This window comes from Streptomyces sp. NPDC088910, from assembly GCF_044749865.1.
In the GTDB taxonomy this organism is placed as follows: domain Bacteria; phylum Actinomycetota; class Actinomycetes; order Streptomycetales; family Streptomycetaceae; genus Actinacidiphila.
The window spans coordinates 424628-438525 of sequence record NZ_JBIVIV010000002.1 but is presented as its reverse complement, the minus strand read 5'-3'; the positions used below and the strand labels follow the sequence as shown (position 1 = coordinate 438525).

Here is a 13898-nt window from a genome sequence, read left to right as displayed (position 1 = left end):
GCACACGCGGCGGGCGGTTCGCCGTCCGCTCAGTCCGCCGTGAGGTACGCCGTCAGGACGGCGAGTGCCGCGTCGCGGTCGAGGGCGGCGGCCCGCGCGCGCTCGCGCTCGTACGACTCGTCGCCCAGCGCGGCGCGTACGGCGGCGACGGTCGCGGCGGCGTCCGGCCCGGTGGGCGGCCGGCCGCGCAGGGCCTCGGCGGCGCCGAGGAGGGCGGCGGCCCGTGGCGCGTCGCCGTTGAGCAGGGCGAGGCCCGCGGTGGCCTCGGCGGCGACGGCGCCGTTGAGCGGGAGCCGCATGGCGACGCTGTCGAGGGTGACCGCCTCGCGGAAGTGGCCGCGGGCCAGGTCCGGGTCGCGGTCGGCGACGGCGACCCGGCCCAGGGCGACGAGGACGGCGGAACGGGTGCCGTTGCTGGAGAACCAGCCGACCGGGCACTCGGCCAGCGCCTGCTCGTACAGCGCGCGGGCGCCGTCGCCGTCGCCGCGCAGCCGGACGGACTCGGCCAGCGCCAGGTGGGCGAGTGCCAGGCACTCGGGGGTGCCCGCCCGGCGGGACAGCTCCACGGCCCGCTCGCTGTACGCGGCGGCGGTCGCGTAGTCGCCCGCCTTGGTGCTGTACGCGGCGCGGATGCAGAGCAGCTCCGCCATGTCGAGCGCCGAGTCCAGCTCCTCGGCGAGCAGCAGCGCGTCCTCGAGGAGGGAGTCGGCGAGCGCGAGTTCACCGCGGTGGTCGGCGAGGTCGGCCAGCACGTTGAGGGTGGTGATCATGCCCCAGCGGTCGCCGAGGCGGCGGAACTCCTCGTAGGAGGCGGTGCAGTGGATCCGCGCGGCGACCGGGTCGGCGCGCGTCAGCCAGGACTGGAATCCGCTGCCGAGCAGGATCAGCGCGCGGTACCAGGGGTGGTCCCGCTCGGTGAGGAACTCGTCGAAGACCGCTTCCAGGACGTCGATGCCCTCGTCGGGGACCCCGGCGAAGGGCGCCCACAGCAAGGTGAGCACGGGGTAGCGGCGGGACAGCCGGTGCATCGCCTCGACCACCCGGGTCGCCGCCGCGACATGGTCGGCGAACTCCTCGGGGTCGGGCAGCATCCCGACCACCGCCATCACGCACAGCGCGTACTCCTCCTCCATCCCCTCCGGCGGATTCGGGCCGAGGGCGGCGAGGACCTGGCGGGCGGGTCCGAAGCCCTCGTAGCGCACGCCGCGCAGCAGCCAGTACGAGGACAGGGCCGCGATCAGCCGCATCGCGGTACGCACCTCGCCCGCCTCCAGGCTGCGGTGCAGCGCGGCCTGGAGGTTGTCGCGCTCGTCGCCGAGCAGCCGCAGCCACTCCAGTTGCTCGGCGCGGCGCAGGTGCGGGTCGGCGGTGAGCGCGAAGTCCAGGAAGTACGCGGCGTGCGCGCGCACCGTCGCCTCGCGCTCCCCCGCCTCCGCCAGCCGCTCGGCGCCGTACGCCCGGATCGACTCCAGCGCGCGGTAGCGGATCCGGCCCCCGCCGTCCGGCTGCTCGGCCACCACCAGGGACTTGTCGACCAGCGCGTCCAGCAGGTCCAGCACGTCCTCGGCGAGGATTCGCGCGCCGTCCGCGCACACCGCCTCCGCGGCGGCGGGCGTCCAGCCGCCCGCGAAGACCGAGACACGGCGGAGCACGGCCCGCTCGTCGTCGGGCAGCAGGTCCCAGCTCCAGTCGACGACCCCGCGCAGGGTGCGCTGGCGCGGCTGGGCGGTGCGGCTGCCGCGCGACAGCAGCCGGAAGAGCGCGTCGGGCCGTACGCCCAGGCTGTACGGGGCGTCGTCGTCGGGCAGCGCGCCGAGCCGGTCGGCGATGTCGGTCACCGACAGCGAACGCAGCCGGGCCGCGGCCAGTTCGATGGCGAGCGGCAGCCCGTCGAGCGCGGTGCACAGCCGCAGGACGGCGTCCACGGTGGCCGGGTCCGCGGTCGCGTCGAGGTCGAGGTCGGGGCGTACGGCGGCGGCCCGCTCGGTGAACAGCCGCACGGCGGGGGAGCGCAGCGCCTGCTCGCGGTCGGTGCCGGGCCGGGGCACGTCGAGCGTGGGCACCGGGCACAGCGTCTCGCCGTTGATGCCGAGGGCTTCCCTGCTGGTGGCGAGCAGTCGCAGCAGCGGTGACCCGGCGAGCAGCCGCTCGGCCAGCCGGGCCGCGTCCTCCACCACGTGCTCGCAGTTGTCGAGGACCAGCAGCAGCGGGCGGCCGTCCAGGGCGGCGGTGATCCGCGCGACGGGGTCGTGCGGGCCGGGGTCGTGCCCCTGGCCGCCGGACGCGGCCGATCCGGCCGCCAGCAGCCCGCCCGCCCGCAGGCCGAGCGCGCCCAGGACGGCCTGCGGGAGTTCCGCGCCGTCGCTGAGTCCGGCCAGCGGCACGAAACAGGCGTCGTGCGCGTACCGCCCCGCGGCCTCCACCGCCAGGCGCGTCTTGCCCGCGCCGCCGGGGCCGGTGAGCGTGACGAGTCGCTGGCGCGCCAACTGCTCACCGATCCGCTCCAGTTCGGCGGACCGGCCGACGAAGCTGGTGAGCTGGGCGGGGAGTTCGTGCCGGGGCGGGGCCGGGGCGGGCGCGCCGTCCCCTGAGCCTCCCGCGCCTTCCGTCGATGTTCCACGTGGAACATGTCCGTCGGCGCCCACCCTGTCCGCCGTGTCTGTTTCACGTGGAACATCCTGCGGGGCGGCCCGCGGCGCGTCCCGTGGAACATCCCGCCGGGCGGCCCGCGGCGCGGCGCGTGGGGCCTCGCGTGAGATGTCCCGTGGAAGCAGCGCCGGGTCGCCGCGCAGCACCGCGAGGTGGACGGCGGCCAGTTCGGGTCCGGGGTCGGCGCCGAGGGAGTCGGCCAGTTCGCGCCGGGCCTCCTCGTACGCCTCCAGCGCCTCGCTCTGCCGTCCGCTGCCGTACAGCGCGCGCATCAACTGGCCGCGCGGGCGCTCCCGCAGCGGGTGCGCGGTGACGAGTTCGCCGAGTTCGGCGACCAGGGAGCGGTGGCGGCCGAGGGCGAGGTCGGCGTCGACTCGGTCCTCGACGGCGCCGGTCCGCAGCTCTTCGAGCCGGGTGATCTGCGCGGCGGCGAAGGGCGCGGGGCCGACGTCGGCGAGTGCGGGGCCGCGCCACAACGCGAGGGCGGTGCGCAGCAGTCGCTCGGCCAGGACCGGGTCGCCCGCGGCCAGGGCGGCGCGGCCCTCGGCGCTCAGCCGCCGGAAGCGGTGGGCGTCCACCTCGTCCGGTGCGACGGCGAGCCGGTAGCCCGCGGGGAGCCCTTCGAGCGGCACCGGCAGCACCTGGCGCAGCCGGGAGATCTGGGACTGCACGGCGTTCCCCGCGCCCGCGGGCGGCTCGTCGCCGTAGAGGCCGTCGATCAGTCGCTCGGCGGGCACCGCCCGGCCCGCGTCGAGCAGCAGCAGGGCGAGCACCGCGCGCCGCCGGGGGCCGCCCAGCGCGACCTCGGCGCCGTCCGCGCCCACCACCCGCGTCGCGCCCAGGATGCCGAACATCACGCCCCCGTTCTCCGCCCGGGAGCGCGGGCCGACGCCGCCCGTGGCTTCCCCGGGCACCGTCAGCAGGTCTCCGTGTCCCCCGCCTCGCCCAGGCACTCCGGCGCGGCGGCCGGGGCGTCGGTCACGCAGCTCAACGCCGCGTCCGTCGCCGTCCCGTCCACGCCGTGTCCCGACGCGGCGAGCTGGAGCAGATCGTAGAGGGTGTCGCGCTGGCCGGTGTCGAGCGCGCAGAGGACTTCGTCCTCGACGCGGGCGAGCGCGAATTCGGCCTTGGCCAGCCGCTTGCCGCCCTCGTCGGTGAGCTGCACCAGGTGGCGCCTGCGGTCCTCGGGCGAGCGGAGCCGTTCGATCAGGCCGTCCGCCTCCAGATCGTTGAGCAGGCCGACGACATTGGCGCGGTCCATCATCAGCGTCGTGGAGAGCGCCTGCTGGGTGCTGCCGTGCTGGTCACGCAGGACGGTGAGGGCCACCAGGTGCCGTGGGCGCAGGCCGAGCGGGGTCAGCACGGACTCGGCGTGCAGTCGCATCCGGCGCGTCAGCTGTTCGAGCAGCGCGCCTGAACGTCGCGGGGGCTGGTTGAGCACGGGCAGTGAGGCCACTTCCTCAGTCTATCGGGCGGCGTGGAATCATGACGTGCTATAAATCGTTGGCGTTACACAAACCAAGTATGAAGGGTTAACGAGATGCCTCACCTCCTGCACATCGATTCCAGCGTCCAGGGCGACCGATCCGTCAGCCGCCGGTTGACCGCGCGGGCCGCCGCCGCCTGGAAGGCCGCCCACCCCGATGGCACGGTCACCTACCGCGACCTGGGCAAGGACCCGATTCCGCACATCCACACCGGCACCGTGGGCGTGGCGATGATCCCGGCCGAGGACCGCACCCCCGAGCAGGCCGCCACCTACGCGCTGTCCGAGACGCTGATCGGTGAGGTCAAGGAGGCGGACACCGTTCTGCTCGGTCTGCCCGTCTACAACTTCGGCGCGCCCAGCAGCGTCAAGGCATGGGTCGACCACCTGATCGTGCCCGGTCTCTCCGTCGACGCCGAGACGAGAGACCCGCTGCTGACCGGCCGCGACTTCGTCGTCCTCGCCTCGCGCGGCGGCGGCTACGCCCCCGGCACCCCCCGCGAGGGCTGGGACCACGCGGAGCAGTGGCTCCCGCACGGCGTGGTCATGACCGGCCTGGTCCCGCGCTTCATCACCGCCGAGCTGACCCTCGCGCCGGTCACCCCGGCCATGTCCGAGCTGATCCCGCTCGCCGAGAAGAGCCTCGCGGCGGCGGAGGAGGCCGTCGACGCGCTGTGGCAGCCGGTGCGGGCCGCCTGATCCCTCGGGGTTCCCTGACCCCTCAGGGTTCGCGGATCACGCCCCGGCTCCACCTGCCCGGGCCACGGCTACGCCTGCGCCACCACGATGTAGAAGGTCACGGCCGCGAGGAAGGGCCCTGAGGCCAGGTGGTCCAGCCAGCGACGGGCCCCTTCGACGGTGAAGTACCCGGCGGCGAGGGCCCGTTGCGTGGTCCGCTCCAGGCCGAGGACCTTGTCGGCGGCGCCGACGTCCCGGAAGGCGGGCGTCACCGGGACGACCGTCGGCACCGTGAAACCGGCCTCCGCCGCCAGCCGGGGGAGCTGCCTGCCGATCCGGGCGTTACGGATCACCTCGTCGGTCACGTACCGCGTGTAGGCGCGCGACAGCTCGTCGTCGGGGTGGTCGACGGTCAGCGTGTCCCAGTCCGGCTCGCCCAGCACCAGCCGCCCGCCGGGCCGCAGCACACGGCGGGCCTCGCGCAGCGCCCGTACGGGATCGGCGACGTGTTGCAGCACCCGGTCGGTGCGGGCGCGGTCCACGCTGCCGTCGGCCAGGGGCAGTTCGTGGACGTCACCGAGGTGGACGGTGACGGTGTCCCGGTCGGCGGTACGTTCCCTGGCGGTGTCGACGGCGACCTGGTCGTGGTCCACACCGATGATCGCGCCGGGGGCGGAGCCCGAGCCCGTAGCGCTGACCGCGTCGGCGAGGGCGCCGAGGTCGGTGCCGGGGCCGCAGCCGATGTCCAGGACCGTCTGGCCGGTCCTGACATCGAGTGCGTCGAGCATGCGGCCCTTGTAGAAGCGGCCCAGGTCGGTCGCGGCGAGACGGTCGAGGTAGACGACGGAGCCGGGAGCGACGGTCTCGAAGACCGCTGAGGTCGGTGAACTCGGTGAGCTCGATGAGGTCGATGACGTCATGGCGCCAGTCAACCAACCGCCCCCGCCTCGGCGGGCTCCTTCCCCCGAAGGGGCGGCTACCAGGAGATCGCGTCGTTCATCGACTGCTGCCAGTAGCTGACCTTGAGCGAGTCGTCGATGTAGGTGCCCCCGGCGGGCAGCGACGGGTGGGCGCCGGTGCCGACGCTCTCGTTGCCGGAGCGGCCGTGGAAGTAGACGTTCAGGGTCTTCACGGTGCGGCCGTGCCCGGCGCTGCCGTCGGCGGCGGCCAGGACGATGACGGCGTAGCCGGACTCACCCGGGTTCAGGGTGACGACCGCCTGCGGCTGGGACTCCTCGATGACCGGCGGCTCGGCCTGCGCGTCGGTGAACTGCACGGACGGGTACGTGTAGAGGAGGCAGGGGTTCCCGCCGGTGTTGGTGACCGTGAGCAGCATGTGGTTCACGGGACGATTCAGCGGGGACGCGACCGTCTTGGTGTTGGAGCCCTGGCAGGTGACCGCCGTGTCCTTGGCCCCGGGCTTCTTCGGCGCGGGTGCCTTGGCCACGGGCTTCTTGGTCGAGCCGTCCGCGGCGGGCTTCGAACCGACCGGCGTGCCCCCGGCGTCCGCAGTGGTGGAGCCGGAACCGGGAGTGAGGGTCGGGGTGACCGAGGGCGAGCCGTCGGAGGAGGACGAAGAGGCCGGCGAGGCGCCCTCGTCCCTGCTGCCCGACCCGTCGTCGCAGGCGGTCAGAGCGAACGCGGCGAGCGCCACGGTCGCGGCGGCGGTGACGAAGCGGGTACGGGTACGGGAGTTCCGGATGCTGGACATGTGGCGGGTGCCCCTTAGTCGTTCGGGTGGTGGTGCTGCTTGGATGACTGGAGCTTGCGGGGCAATCCGTCCCAGCCACCACCGTCGGCGGGCAGTTGGGGACGCTGGGATGGAAAAACGGGCTCTGAGCAGGGGGAACGCACATCCCCTGGAATGCGTGACTGGGACGCGGGGGGATGGAGGAACTGATGTCGGTGGCAACAGGGGCCGGTGAAACGAACGAGTTCGCGACCCTGCTGCGGCAGCTCAAGGACCGTTCGGGCCTGAGCTACGGGGCGCTGGCGAAGCGGCTGCACATGAGCACGTCGACGCTGCACCGCTACTGCAACGGCACCGCGGTGCCGAACGAGTACGCGCCGGTCGAGCGCCTGGCGCGGGTCTGCCGGGCGACGCCCGAGGAACTGATGGAGCTGCACCGCCGCTGGATCCTCGCGGACGCGGCGCGCGACCGGCGCGCGGAACAGGCCGCGGCGGCGCGGGCGGGGGCGGCAGCGGCGGAAGCGGGGGCGGCGGCGGAGGCACCGGGTACGGAGCAGGCGGCGCCGTTGTCGCAAGCGGCGGAGGCGGGTGCCGGGGCCGAGACCGGGGCCGGGGCAGAAGCCGGGTCCCCGGCCAAGGCCAAGGCCGAGACCGACGGAAACGGTGACCTCGTCGTCACCGACCTGCCGCGCACGCCCGCGCCCGCACCGCCGTCACGCCGCCGCCGTCACGCCCTGATCGCGGCCGTCACCGTGGCCGCCGTCCTGGGAGCCGTGGTCCTCGCCGTGGACCGGCCCTGGGACGGCGGGAACGGCGGGGTTTCCGCCGACGGAAAACAGCGGGCCGTCGGCGCCACCGGCACCACCGCCGCCACGACCACCGGTACGGCGGCCACCGCGACGCCGCCCGCCACCCCGTCCTCGACCGCGCCGAGCCGCACCCCGTCCACCACGCCCACGGCCACCAGGACCGGCGGGGCCGCGCCCGCCACCAGGACCGGCGACGGCGAAGGCGACGGCACGGCCCCGCCGGTCAGCGTCGACGTCCACCCCTACGTCCGCGCCGAGGAGAACCCGTGCAGCCAGCACTTCCTCGTCGACGCCGAGCCCTCGCACATGGGGCCGCCCGCCAGCGAGCAGGACTCACCGCGCTGGGCCGCCGCGTACGGCGCGGTCTCCTCCGACGAACAGCGCCTGTCCCTCACCGTCCAGGGCACCGGCTCCGAGACCGTCGTCCTGGAGGCCCTGCACGTACGGATCGTCTCCAAGGCCGCGCCGCTCGCCTGGAACGACTACGCGATGGCCGTCGGCTGCGGCGGCAATGTCGGGACGGCGGACTTCGGCGTCGACCTCGACAAGGGCAGCCCGCACCTCACCCCGGAGAACGGCCAGCGCGACTTCCCGTACAGCGTCAGTGAGTCGGACCCCGAGGTCTTCCGCGTCACCGTCACCACCAAGGCGTACGACGTCCGCTGGGACCTGCTCCTGGACTGGTCGAGCGGCACCCGCCACGGCACCCTCCACATCGACAACAAGGGCGTCCCCTTCCGTACCAGCGCCGACGTGAACCGTCCCGGCTACGACTACCCGCCCGGCTACACCGACTGGATCAAGCGGGAGGGCGGCTGAGGCGAGGCGGGGGACGACGCGGTGACGTACGGACACGGGTGACGCGGGTGACGCCGTTACCGCGTCAGTGCTCCGAAGGCGACTTCGGCCGCCCGGGCGATGAGCGCGTCGTCGCGGGTCGCGTCCTCGGCCGCGCGGCGGGACAGGACGGCGAGGACGATCGGCGCGCCCCCGCCGGGCGGCCAGGCGATGGCGATGTCGTTGCGGGTGCCGTACCCGCCGGTGCCGGTCTTGTCGCCGATCCGCCACCCGCGCGGCGCACCGGCCCTGATGGTGTGGTCCCCGGTCGTGTTGCGCACGAGCCAGTCGGTCAGCACGGCGCGCTTGTCGGCGGGGAGGGCCGTCCCGAGGACGTACGCGCGCAGGTCGGTGGCCAGGGTGCGGGGCGTGCTGGTGTCGCGGAGGTCACCGGGGACGGCGTCGCTGAGCGCGGGTTCGAACCGGTCGCAGCGGGTGACGTGGTCGCCGAGCGCGCGCAGGGCGTCCTGGAGCCGCCGGGGGCCGCCGAGTTCGCGGAAGAGAAGATTCGCGGCGGCGTTGTCGCTGTACCGGATGGCCGCGTCGCACAGGTCGCGCACGCTCATTCCGGTGGCCACGTGCTTCTCGGTGATCGGTGAGTTGCTGACGAGGTCGCCCCGGCCGTAGCGCACGACGCGGTCGAGCCGCCGCAGCGAGTTCTTCTCCAGAACGGCTCCGGCGAGCAGGGCCTTGAAGGTGGAGGCGTACGCGAAGCGTTCGTCGGAGCGGTGCGCGACGGTACGGCCGCTGCCGGTGTCGAGCGCGTGGACGCCGAGGGTGGCGTCGAACTTCTTCTCCAGGTCGGCGAAGGCGCGCCGCGTGGCGGGGTCGGCGGCGTTCGTCGCGCCCGGGGCGGGTCGCGTGGGCCCGGTGGGCCGGGTGGGCCGGGTCACGGGCGGGGACGTCGTCGTCGGCCGCGCGCCCGACCGGGTCGGGGCGGTCGTTCCGGAGCCGCCGCAGCCGGTGATCGGCACGGCCGCGATCCCGGTGAGGGTGGCGAGCGCGGAACGGCGGGAGACAGGGGCGCGGGTGTCCATGGGGTGCGGGACTCCGTTCTGAGGGGGGTGGGTTCGCAGTTCTGAGGGGGGTGGGTTCGCACCGGGGGGCCGCCGGTCGGCTCAGGAGGTGAGCCGGTCCTGGTGGCCGCGGACGGCCCACGGCGTCGGTGCGGGGGCACACCGTACGGTCGGCCCCTCGTCCCGGAGTCAAGCCCGCGACCGGGCCGTATGTCGAATATGCTCTTGATGTCGGATCGATTCACAGGCCGTATCGGCCCACGCCAGGGGGCACGGATTGCTGACGGAACGGCATCTGGAAATCTTCGTCACGCTGGCGGAAGAGGGACACTTCGGGAGCGCCGCGCAGCGGGTCGGCATCACGCAGCCGCCGCTGTCGCAGGGCCTGCGGCGGCTGGAGGCGCTGCTCGGCGTCCGCCTCTTCGACCGCGAGCGCGGGGTGTCCCTCACCGAGGAGGGCGCCCTGCTGCTCCCGCACGCCCGCCGGGCGCTGGCCGCGCTCGCGGAGCTGCGCGAGACCGGTGCACGTGAGCAGGCCGACGGCCGCCGTCTGCGCCTCGGGCTGGCCCCCGAGGTGCCCGCGCCCCTCGCGGCCGCCGCGGCGGCCGAGGTCGCGGGCGCGCCGGTACGGACCGGTGAACGGACGCGCATCGGCGTGACGACGGCGCCGACGGCCGTACTGCTCAACGACCTCGCCGCCGGGCGGCTGGACATCGCCGTGATCCGGCACCCGTCCGTGCTGCACGGTCTCACCGCGGGCCGGGTGATCCTGCTGCCGACCTGGCTCCTCACCCCGGCCGGTCCGCACGTTTCTCACGGCGGGGGTGGGGGTGGCGGTCACGGTGACGATGGCGGTGCCGGTGGCGGTGGCGCGCCGCCGCGGCTGCCCGTCGCCGTACGACCGCGGGCCGAGGCGCCCGCGGCCCACGACCTGTTCGTGGACACCCTGGCCAGCCGTGGCCGCCGGGTGGAGACGGTGGTGGTCTCCGACGAGCGCGCCGGGCTCGCACTGGTGGCGGCGGGTCAGGCGGTGCTGGTCACGGCGGACGACACGCTGACGGCCTCGGGGGTGGAGCGGCGCGCGGCGGCCGATCCGCCGCTTCCGCTGCGGCTGCGGGTGGCCTGGGATCCGCGGCGGCCGGGGGCGGGGGAGACCGCGCGGACGGCGCGGCGGTTCGAGGAGAGCCTGGCCCGTGGCATCGCGGCCCCTCACACCTCTGGGCACTCTCCGCACGGCGTCCCGGCCCGGCGGGTGGCGCCGTGAGCGGCACCCGGCACAAGAGCGGGGTCGAGCGGGCCATCCGCGCCCTGTTCGACGACGCGGGCGTCCGCGGCTGGCTGCACGTGGCGGATCTGCGCCGCCCGTCCGACCAGGTGACGATCGACCCCGGCGAACGGCTGCCCATCGCCTCCGTCTACAAGGTGCCGCTGATGGCCGCCTTCTGCCGCCTCGCGGACGCCGGGCTGCTCGACCCGCGCCGCCCGGTGACGCTGGAGCCCGACGAGCGCGTCCCCGGCGCGACCGGCGTCTCCGTACTCCGCGACCCCGTCACCATGTCCCTGCGCGACCTGGTCGTCCTGATGATGACCATCTCCGACAACGCCGCGGCCGACGCCGTCCTCCGCGCGGTCGGCCCCGACGTGGTCGACGCCATGTGCCGTGAGCTGGGCATGCCCGACACCCGCGTCCACGGCGGCGCCGCCGGCACGTTCAGCCGCCTGGTCGCCGAGACGGGCGCCGCCTCCCTGGACGCGGCCCTCGCCCGCGTCGCCGACAACGACTCGGTCGCACCCCCCGGCGTGTACGACCCGGCCTTCACGGCGTCCGGCACCCCCGCCGACATCGCCGTGCTGCTCCGCGCGATCTGGACCGACGAGGCCGCCTCCGCCGCCCGTTGCGCCTTCATGCGCGACGTCATGCGCCGACAGCCCTGGACCCACCGCCTCGCCTCCGGTTTCCCCTACGACGACATCACCGTCTACGGCAAAACCGGCACCTTCGGCTCACTGCGCCACGAGGCGGGCGTCGTCGAATTCCCCGACGGCACCGCCTACACCGCCGTCGTCTTCACCCAGGCCGCCCGCTCCGACACCAAACTCCCGCGCGCCGACGCCGTCATCGGCACGGCGGCGCGACTGGCGGTGGAAGCACTACGCGCCACCCGCACCACCTGACCGCCCCCGGCCCCCAGGTACGACGGTGGGCCTTCGCGGTGTGGACGACTCGGCGGAGATCCTCACCACGCCTCAGGCGAGGACGTGTTCCCAGTTCAGGGCTGGCGTCCCTTCGATCCAGTAGCGGTGGGACGCCTGGGTGACGCGGAGCCGTACCGAGTTGATCTCAGGGTGTCCGGCGGCCTGCCAGGCGACGAGCGCGCCCTCGATCCTGTCCCAGAGAGGTACGGGGCCGCCCTGCCGGACCGTCCACCGGCCGTCCTGGGCGGTGAATTCCGCGAAGGACTCCCGGTCGGGGTCGAAGAGGTACAGCAGGCCGGTCCCGTCGCTCCGGACGGCGCGGACGAGATGTGCGCCGGGTGCGGCGAGTTGAGCGAGGAAGGCCGGCATCCAGTCGTCGAGGAGGGTCGGTGGCACCTTCGTCTTCCGCTCGCTGTCCACGTAGGCGGTGCGGGCGGACAGGTCGCCTGCCACCGGCACGACGGCTTGGGCACGTGCCTGCATGAACGACGAGCGGCCGGCAATGCGGCCTGCGGCGTTGCCGTCGTCGTCGACGATCACCTTGGCCAGGCCGGTTCCGTACGGCCAGGAGCCCACGGTGGCCAGGATGGTGCCCCGGGGCTTGGTCTGGAGGATCCAGGTGTGCGGGATGCGGCGGACGGCGCAGGTGGCGATCACGCGGTCGTACGGGGCGTTCCGTGGGTACCCGAGGAGGCCGTCGCCGGTGACGGTCCATGCGGAGAAACCGAGCGATTCCAGCGCGGTGTCCGCGCGCTCGGCCACCTCCGGATCGACCTCGACCGTGGTCACGTTCTCCGCGCCGAGGCCGTGGCACATCAGGGCGGAGGAGTAGCCGGTACCGGTGCCGATTTCCAGGACCCGGTGGCCGGGCTCCAGGTCCAGATTCTCGATCATCCGGACGACGGTGGCGGGGGTGGTGGAGGAGGAAGTGGGCACCCCGGCAACGGACTCGGCCGTCTGGTCGGCGGTCAGGTGGCCGTCGAGCTGAGTGGTGAGGGTGTCGCGACCGTACGCGGTCCTGAGCCACTCGGTGGGCTCGGTGCCGGCCGCCGTGACGGGTTTCCAGAGGCCGCCCTCGTCGAGGAACACCCCGGGGCGGAGGAACACCTCGCGGGGTACGGCTTCGACGGCCGCGCGCAGCCAGGGCGAGATGAGGTCGCCGTGTCGAGCCAGCGCCGTGGCGAGGCGGCGGCGCTCGGGCGCGGAATCGGTCACGGGCTTTCTCCTTGTGCGAGCAGGTCGGCGAACGCGGAGGACATCGGGAGGCCGGTCTCCGTCGCCAGCCACCCCCACTGGCCGTTGGGATTCAACTCCAGCCACCAGTAGTCGCCCGCCCGATCCACGGCGAGGTCGAAGCTCCCCGACACCAGGCCGAGACACTCCAGATAGAGGTGGAGCGCCTTGGCCACCTCCTCGGGAAGGCGCTCGACGGTGTAGGTGAGGGCGCTGTAGTCCTTGCGCCAGTCCAGCAGACCGGACTGGATCCGCACGGCGAACGTGCGCCGGCCGACCACCAGGACACGGACGTCGGCGGCTTTCTCCACGCGAGCCTGAAACAGGTGCGGCGCGACACGGACGCTTTCGTCGACCTCGTCGGCGGACACGGGTTCGGCCCAGCCGGTGACCGGTACGCCGTCCCGCACGTACGGGGTCCAGCGCAGCGTTTTGAACAGCACGTCGCCTCGGATACCGGCAATGAACTCGCGTGCTTCGTCCGGGTCGTTGGTGATGAGGGTGGCCGGGACGGCGAGGCCGAGTCGCTGTGCGAGGGCGAGCTGCGCGGGTTTGTAGTCGGCGGCGGCGATCCGCTGGGGATGGTTCACCCAGAGCGGGCCGTCCATCGCGTAGAGGAGACCGCCGAGCCCGAAGCGGACGTGCGCAGCCGCGAACCGGGCGTCGTCCGGGCGCAGATGGGAGAAGGCCGGCCACTCGGGGCGGCGCCAGTACACCGCGCGGACGCGGGCCAGGTCGGCTGTCCTCGACCGGGTGCGCAGCCGCCCGGCCATGGAGTCCGGGCGGGTGCCGAACCGGGTCGAGACCGTCAAGTCGGCACCGATGTCAGCAGGGTTGAACCTGACCACGGGCACATTCCGCCGGTTGAGTTCGGTGATCACCATGTCGGCGGTCAGGTCGTCCGCCTCGGTCACCACCAGAACCGGCCTCTCCTCGGTCACGGCGTCAGTCCTGCTCGGAATCCTGGTCGTGACCCCGTTCTTGGAGTCCGAGTTCGTGGTGGTCGACGTTTCGGTGCCCTTGCTGGTGCCGTGCGCGCCCATCTCGACCAGCAGACCGGCGCGATCGCGGAACACACCTAATTGCGTGCCGGGGTCGACGACGACCGTGGCATGCGGGCGCTGTGCGGTGGCCGGGTACGGGGCGAGACGGCCGACGCCCCACGGTGCGGTGGGCTGGGGCGCGAGTCGCTGCTCGGTTCGGGTGACCACGCTGATGACCTCCACGGCGGGACGAACGGATCGGGTCCTTCGAGCCTGCCGCGGCCCCATCCCGCCGGGAATGAACCGCCGTTGCACCTTTGT

The 13898-nt window shown here is 73.9% G+C and carries 11 protein-coding genes and 1 pseudogene; 4 read left to right on the top strand and 8 right to left on the bottom strand.

The annotated features are described in order from the left end of the window. Window positions 1-29: 29 nt before the first annotated feature. Both ACIP4Z_RS06470 and ACIP4Z_RS06465 read right to left on the bottom strand, forming a co-directional pair. Window positions 30-3563: an AfsR/SARP family transcriptional regulator gene (locus ACIP4Z_RS06470; protein WP_401305493.1), complete on the bottom strand. Its 3534-nt coding sequence runs from the start codon at window positions 3561-3563 to the stop codon at window positions 30-32. 2 nt (window positions 3564-3565) lie between these two features. Next, window positions 3566-4105: a MarR family winged helix-turn-helix transcriptional regulator gene (locus tag ACIP4Z_RS06465; RefSeq protein WP_401305491.1), complete on the bottom strand. Its 540-nt coding sequence runs from the start codon at window positions 4103-4105 to the stop codon at window positions 3566-3568. Window positions 4106-4189: 84 nt separating this feature from the next. Between ACIP4Z_RS06465 and ACIP4Z_RS06460 the strand changes: the two genes are divergently transcribed. Next, window positions 4190-4834, top strand: a complete 645-nt coding sequence (locus ACIP4Z_RS06460) for an NAD(P)H-dependent oxidoreductase (RefSeq protein WP_355336689.1) — start codon at window positions 4190-4192, stop codon at window positions 4832-4834. Between the two features lie 68 nt (window positions 4835-4902). Here the strand turns inward: ACIP4Z_RS06460 and ACIP4Z_RS06455 are convergent, their stop codons facing one another. Both ACIP4Z_RS06455 and ACIP4Z_RS06450 read right to left on the bottom strand, forming a co-directional pair. Continuing rightward, window positions 4903-5733 carry a methyltransferase domain-containing protein gene (locus ACIP4Z_RS06455; RefSeq protein ID WP_401305489.1) on the bottom strand — a complete coding sequence of 277 codons (831 nt, stop codon included), beginning with the start codon at window positions 5731-5733 and terminating at the stop codon, window positions 4903-4905. A gap of 56 nt (window positions 5734-5789) precedes the next feature. Beyond that, entirely contained in the window at window positions 5790-6524 is a 735-nt protein-coding gene (locus ACIP4Z_RS06450) for a DUF4232 domain-containing protein (protein WP_401305487.1), read from the bottom strand. A 188-nt stretch (window positions 6525-6712) separates the two neighbouring features. Between ACIP4Z_RS06450 and ACIP4Z_RS06445 the strand changes: the two genes are divergently transcribed. Continuing rightward, window positions 6713-8131 (top strand): helix-turn-helix domain-containing protein, encoded by a 1419-nt coding sequence (locus ACIP4Z_RS06445; RefSeq protein WP_401305485.1) that lies wholly within the window; start codon window positions 6713-6715, stop codon window positions 8129-8131. Between the two features lie 56 nt (window positions 8132-8187). Here the strand turns inward: ACIP4Z_RS06445 and bla are convergent, their stop codons facing one another. Then, window positions 8188-9186 (bottom strand): class A beta-lactamase, encoded by a 999-nt coding sequence (gene bla, locus ACIP4Z_RS06440; RefSeq protein ID WP_401305483.1) that lies wholly within the window; start codon window positions 9184-9186, stop codon window positions 8188-8190. A 256-nt stretch (window positions 9187-9442) separates the two neighbouring features. On the opposite strand from bla, the gene ACIP4Z_RS06435 reads away from it, so the two are divergent. Both ACIP4Z_RS06435 and ACIP4Z_RS06430 read left to right on the top strand, forming a co-directional pair. Continuing rightward, window positions 9443-10429: a LysR family transcriptional regulator gene (locus ACIP4Z_RS06435; protein ID WP_401305481.1), complete on the top strand. Its 987-nt coding sequence runs from the start codon at window positions 9443-9445 to the stop codon at window positions 10427-10429. Continuing rightward, window positions 10426-11340, top strand: coding sequence for a serine hydrolase (locus ACIP4Z_RS06430; protein WP_355336683.1), 915 nt, complete (start codon window positions 10426-10428; stop codon window positions 11338-11340). Before ACIP4Z_RS06435 ends, ACIP4Z_RS06430 begins: the two co-directional genes overlap by 4 nt. 72 nt (window positions 11341-11412) lie before the next feature. On the opposite strand, the gene tgmC is transcribed toward ACIP4Z_RS06430, so the two are convergent. The 3 genes and pseudogenes from tgmC to tgmA all read right to left on the bottom strand — a co-directional run. Continuing rightward, window positions 11413-12576 (bottom strand): ATP-grasp peptide maturase system methyltransferase, encoded by a 1164-nt coding sequence (gene tgmC, locus ACIP4Z_RS06425; RefSeq protein ID WP_401305479.1) that lies wholly within the window; start codon window positions 12574-12576, stop codon window positions 11413-11415. Then, window positions 12573-13535, bottom strand: a complete 963-nt coding sequence (gene tgmB, locus ACIP4Z_RS06420) for an ATP-grasp ribosomal peptide maturase (protein WP_401306018.1) — start codon at window positions 13533-13535, stop codon at window positions 12573-12575. Before tgmB ends, tgmC begins: the two co-directional genes overlap by 4 nt. A 45-nt stretch (window positions 13536-13580) precedes the next feature. Then, a pseudogene (gene tgmA / locus ACIP4Z_RS06415) lies at window positions 13581-13865 on the bottom strand (putative ATP-grasp-modified RiPP); the annotation flags it as partial. Window positions 13866-13898 lie beyond the last annotated feature (33 nt).

Excerpts from the sequence above, each read along its gene's own strand:
- ACIP4Z_RS06460 (WP_355336689.1), top strand. The coding sequence starts at position 4,190 with ATGCCTCACCTCCTGCACATCGATTCCAGCGTCCAGGGCGACCGATCC.
- ACIP4Z_RS06455 (WP_401305489.1), bottom strand. The coding sequence starts at position 5,733 with ATGACGTCATCGACCTCATCGAGCTCACCGAGTTCACCGACCTCAGCG.
- ACIP4Z_RS06450 (WP_401305487.1), bottom strand. The coding sequence starts at position 6,524 with ATGTCCAGCATCCGGAACTCCCGTACCCGTACCCGCTTCGTCACCGCC.
- ACIP4Z_RS06445 (WP_401305485.1), top strand. The coding sequence starts at position 6,713 with ATGTCGGTGGCAACAGGGGCCGGTGAAACGAACGAGTTCGCGACCCTG.
- bla (WP_401305483.1), bottom strand. The coding sequence starts at position 9,186 with ATGGACACCCGCGCCCCTGTCTCCCGCCGTTCCGCGCTCGCCACCCTC.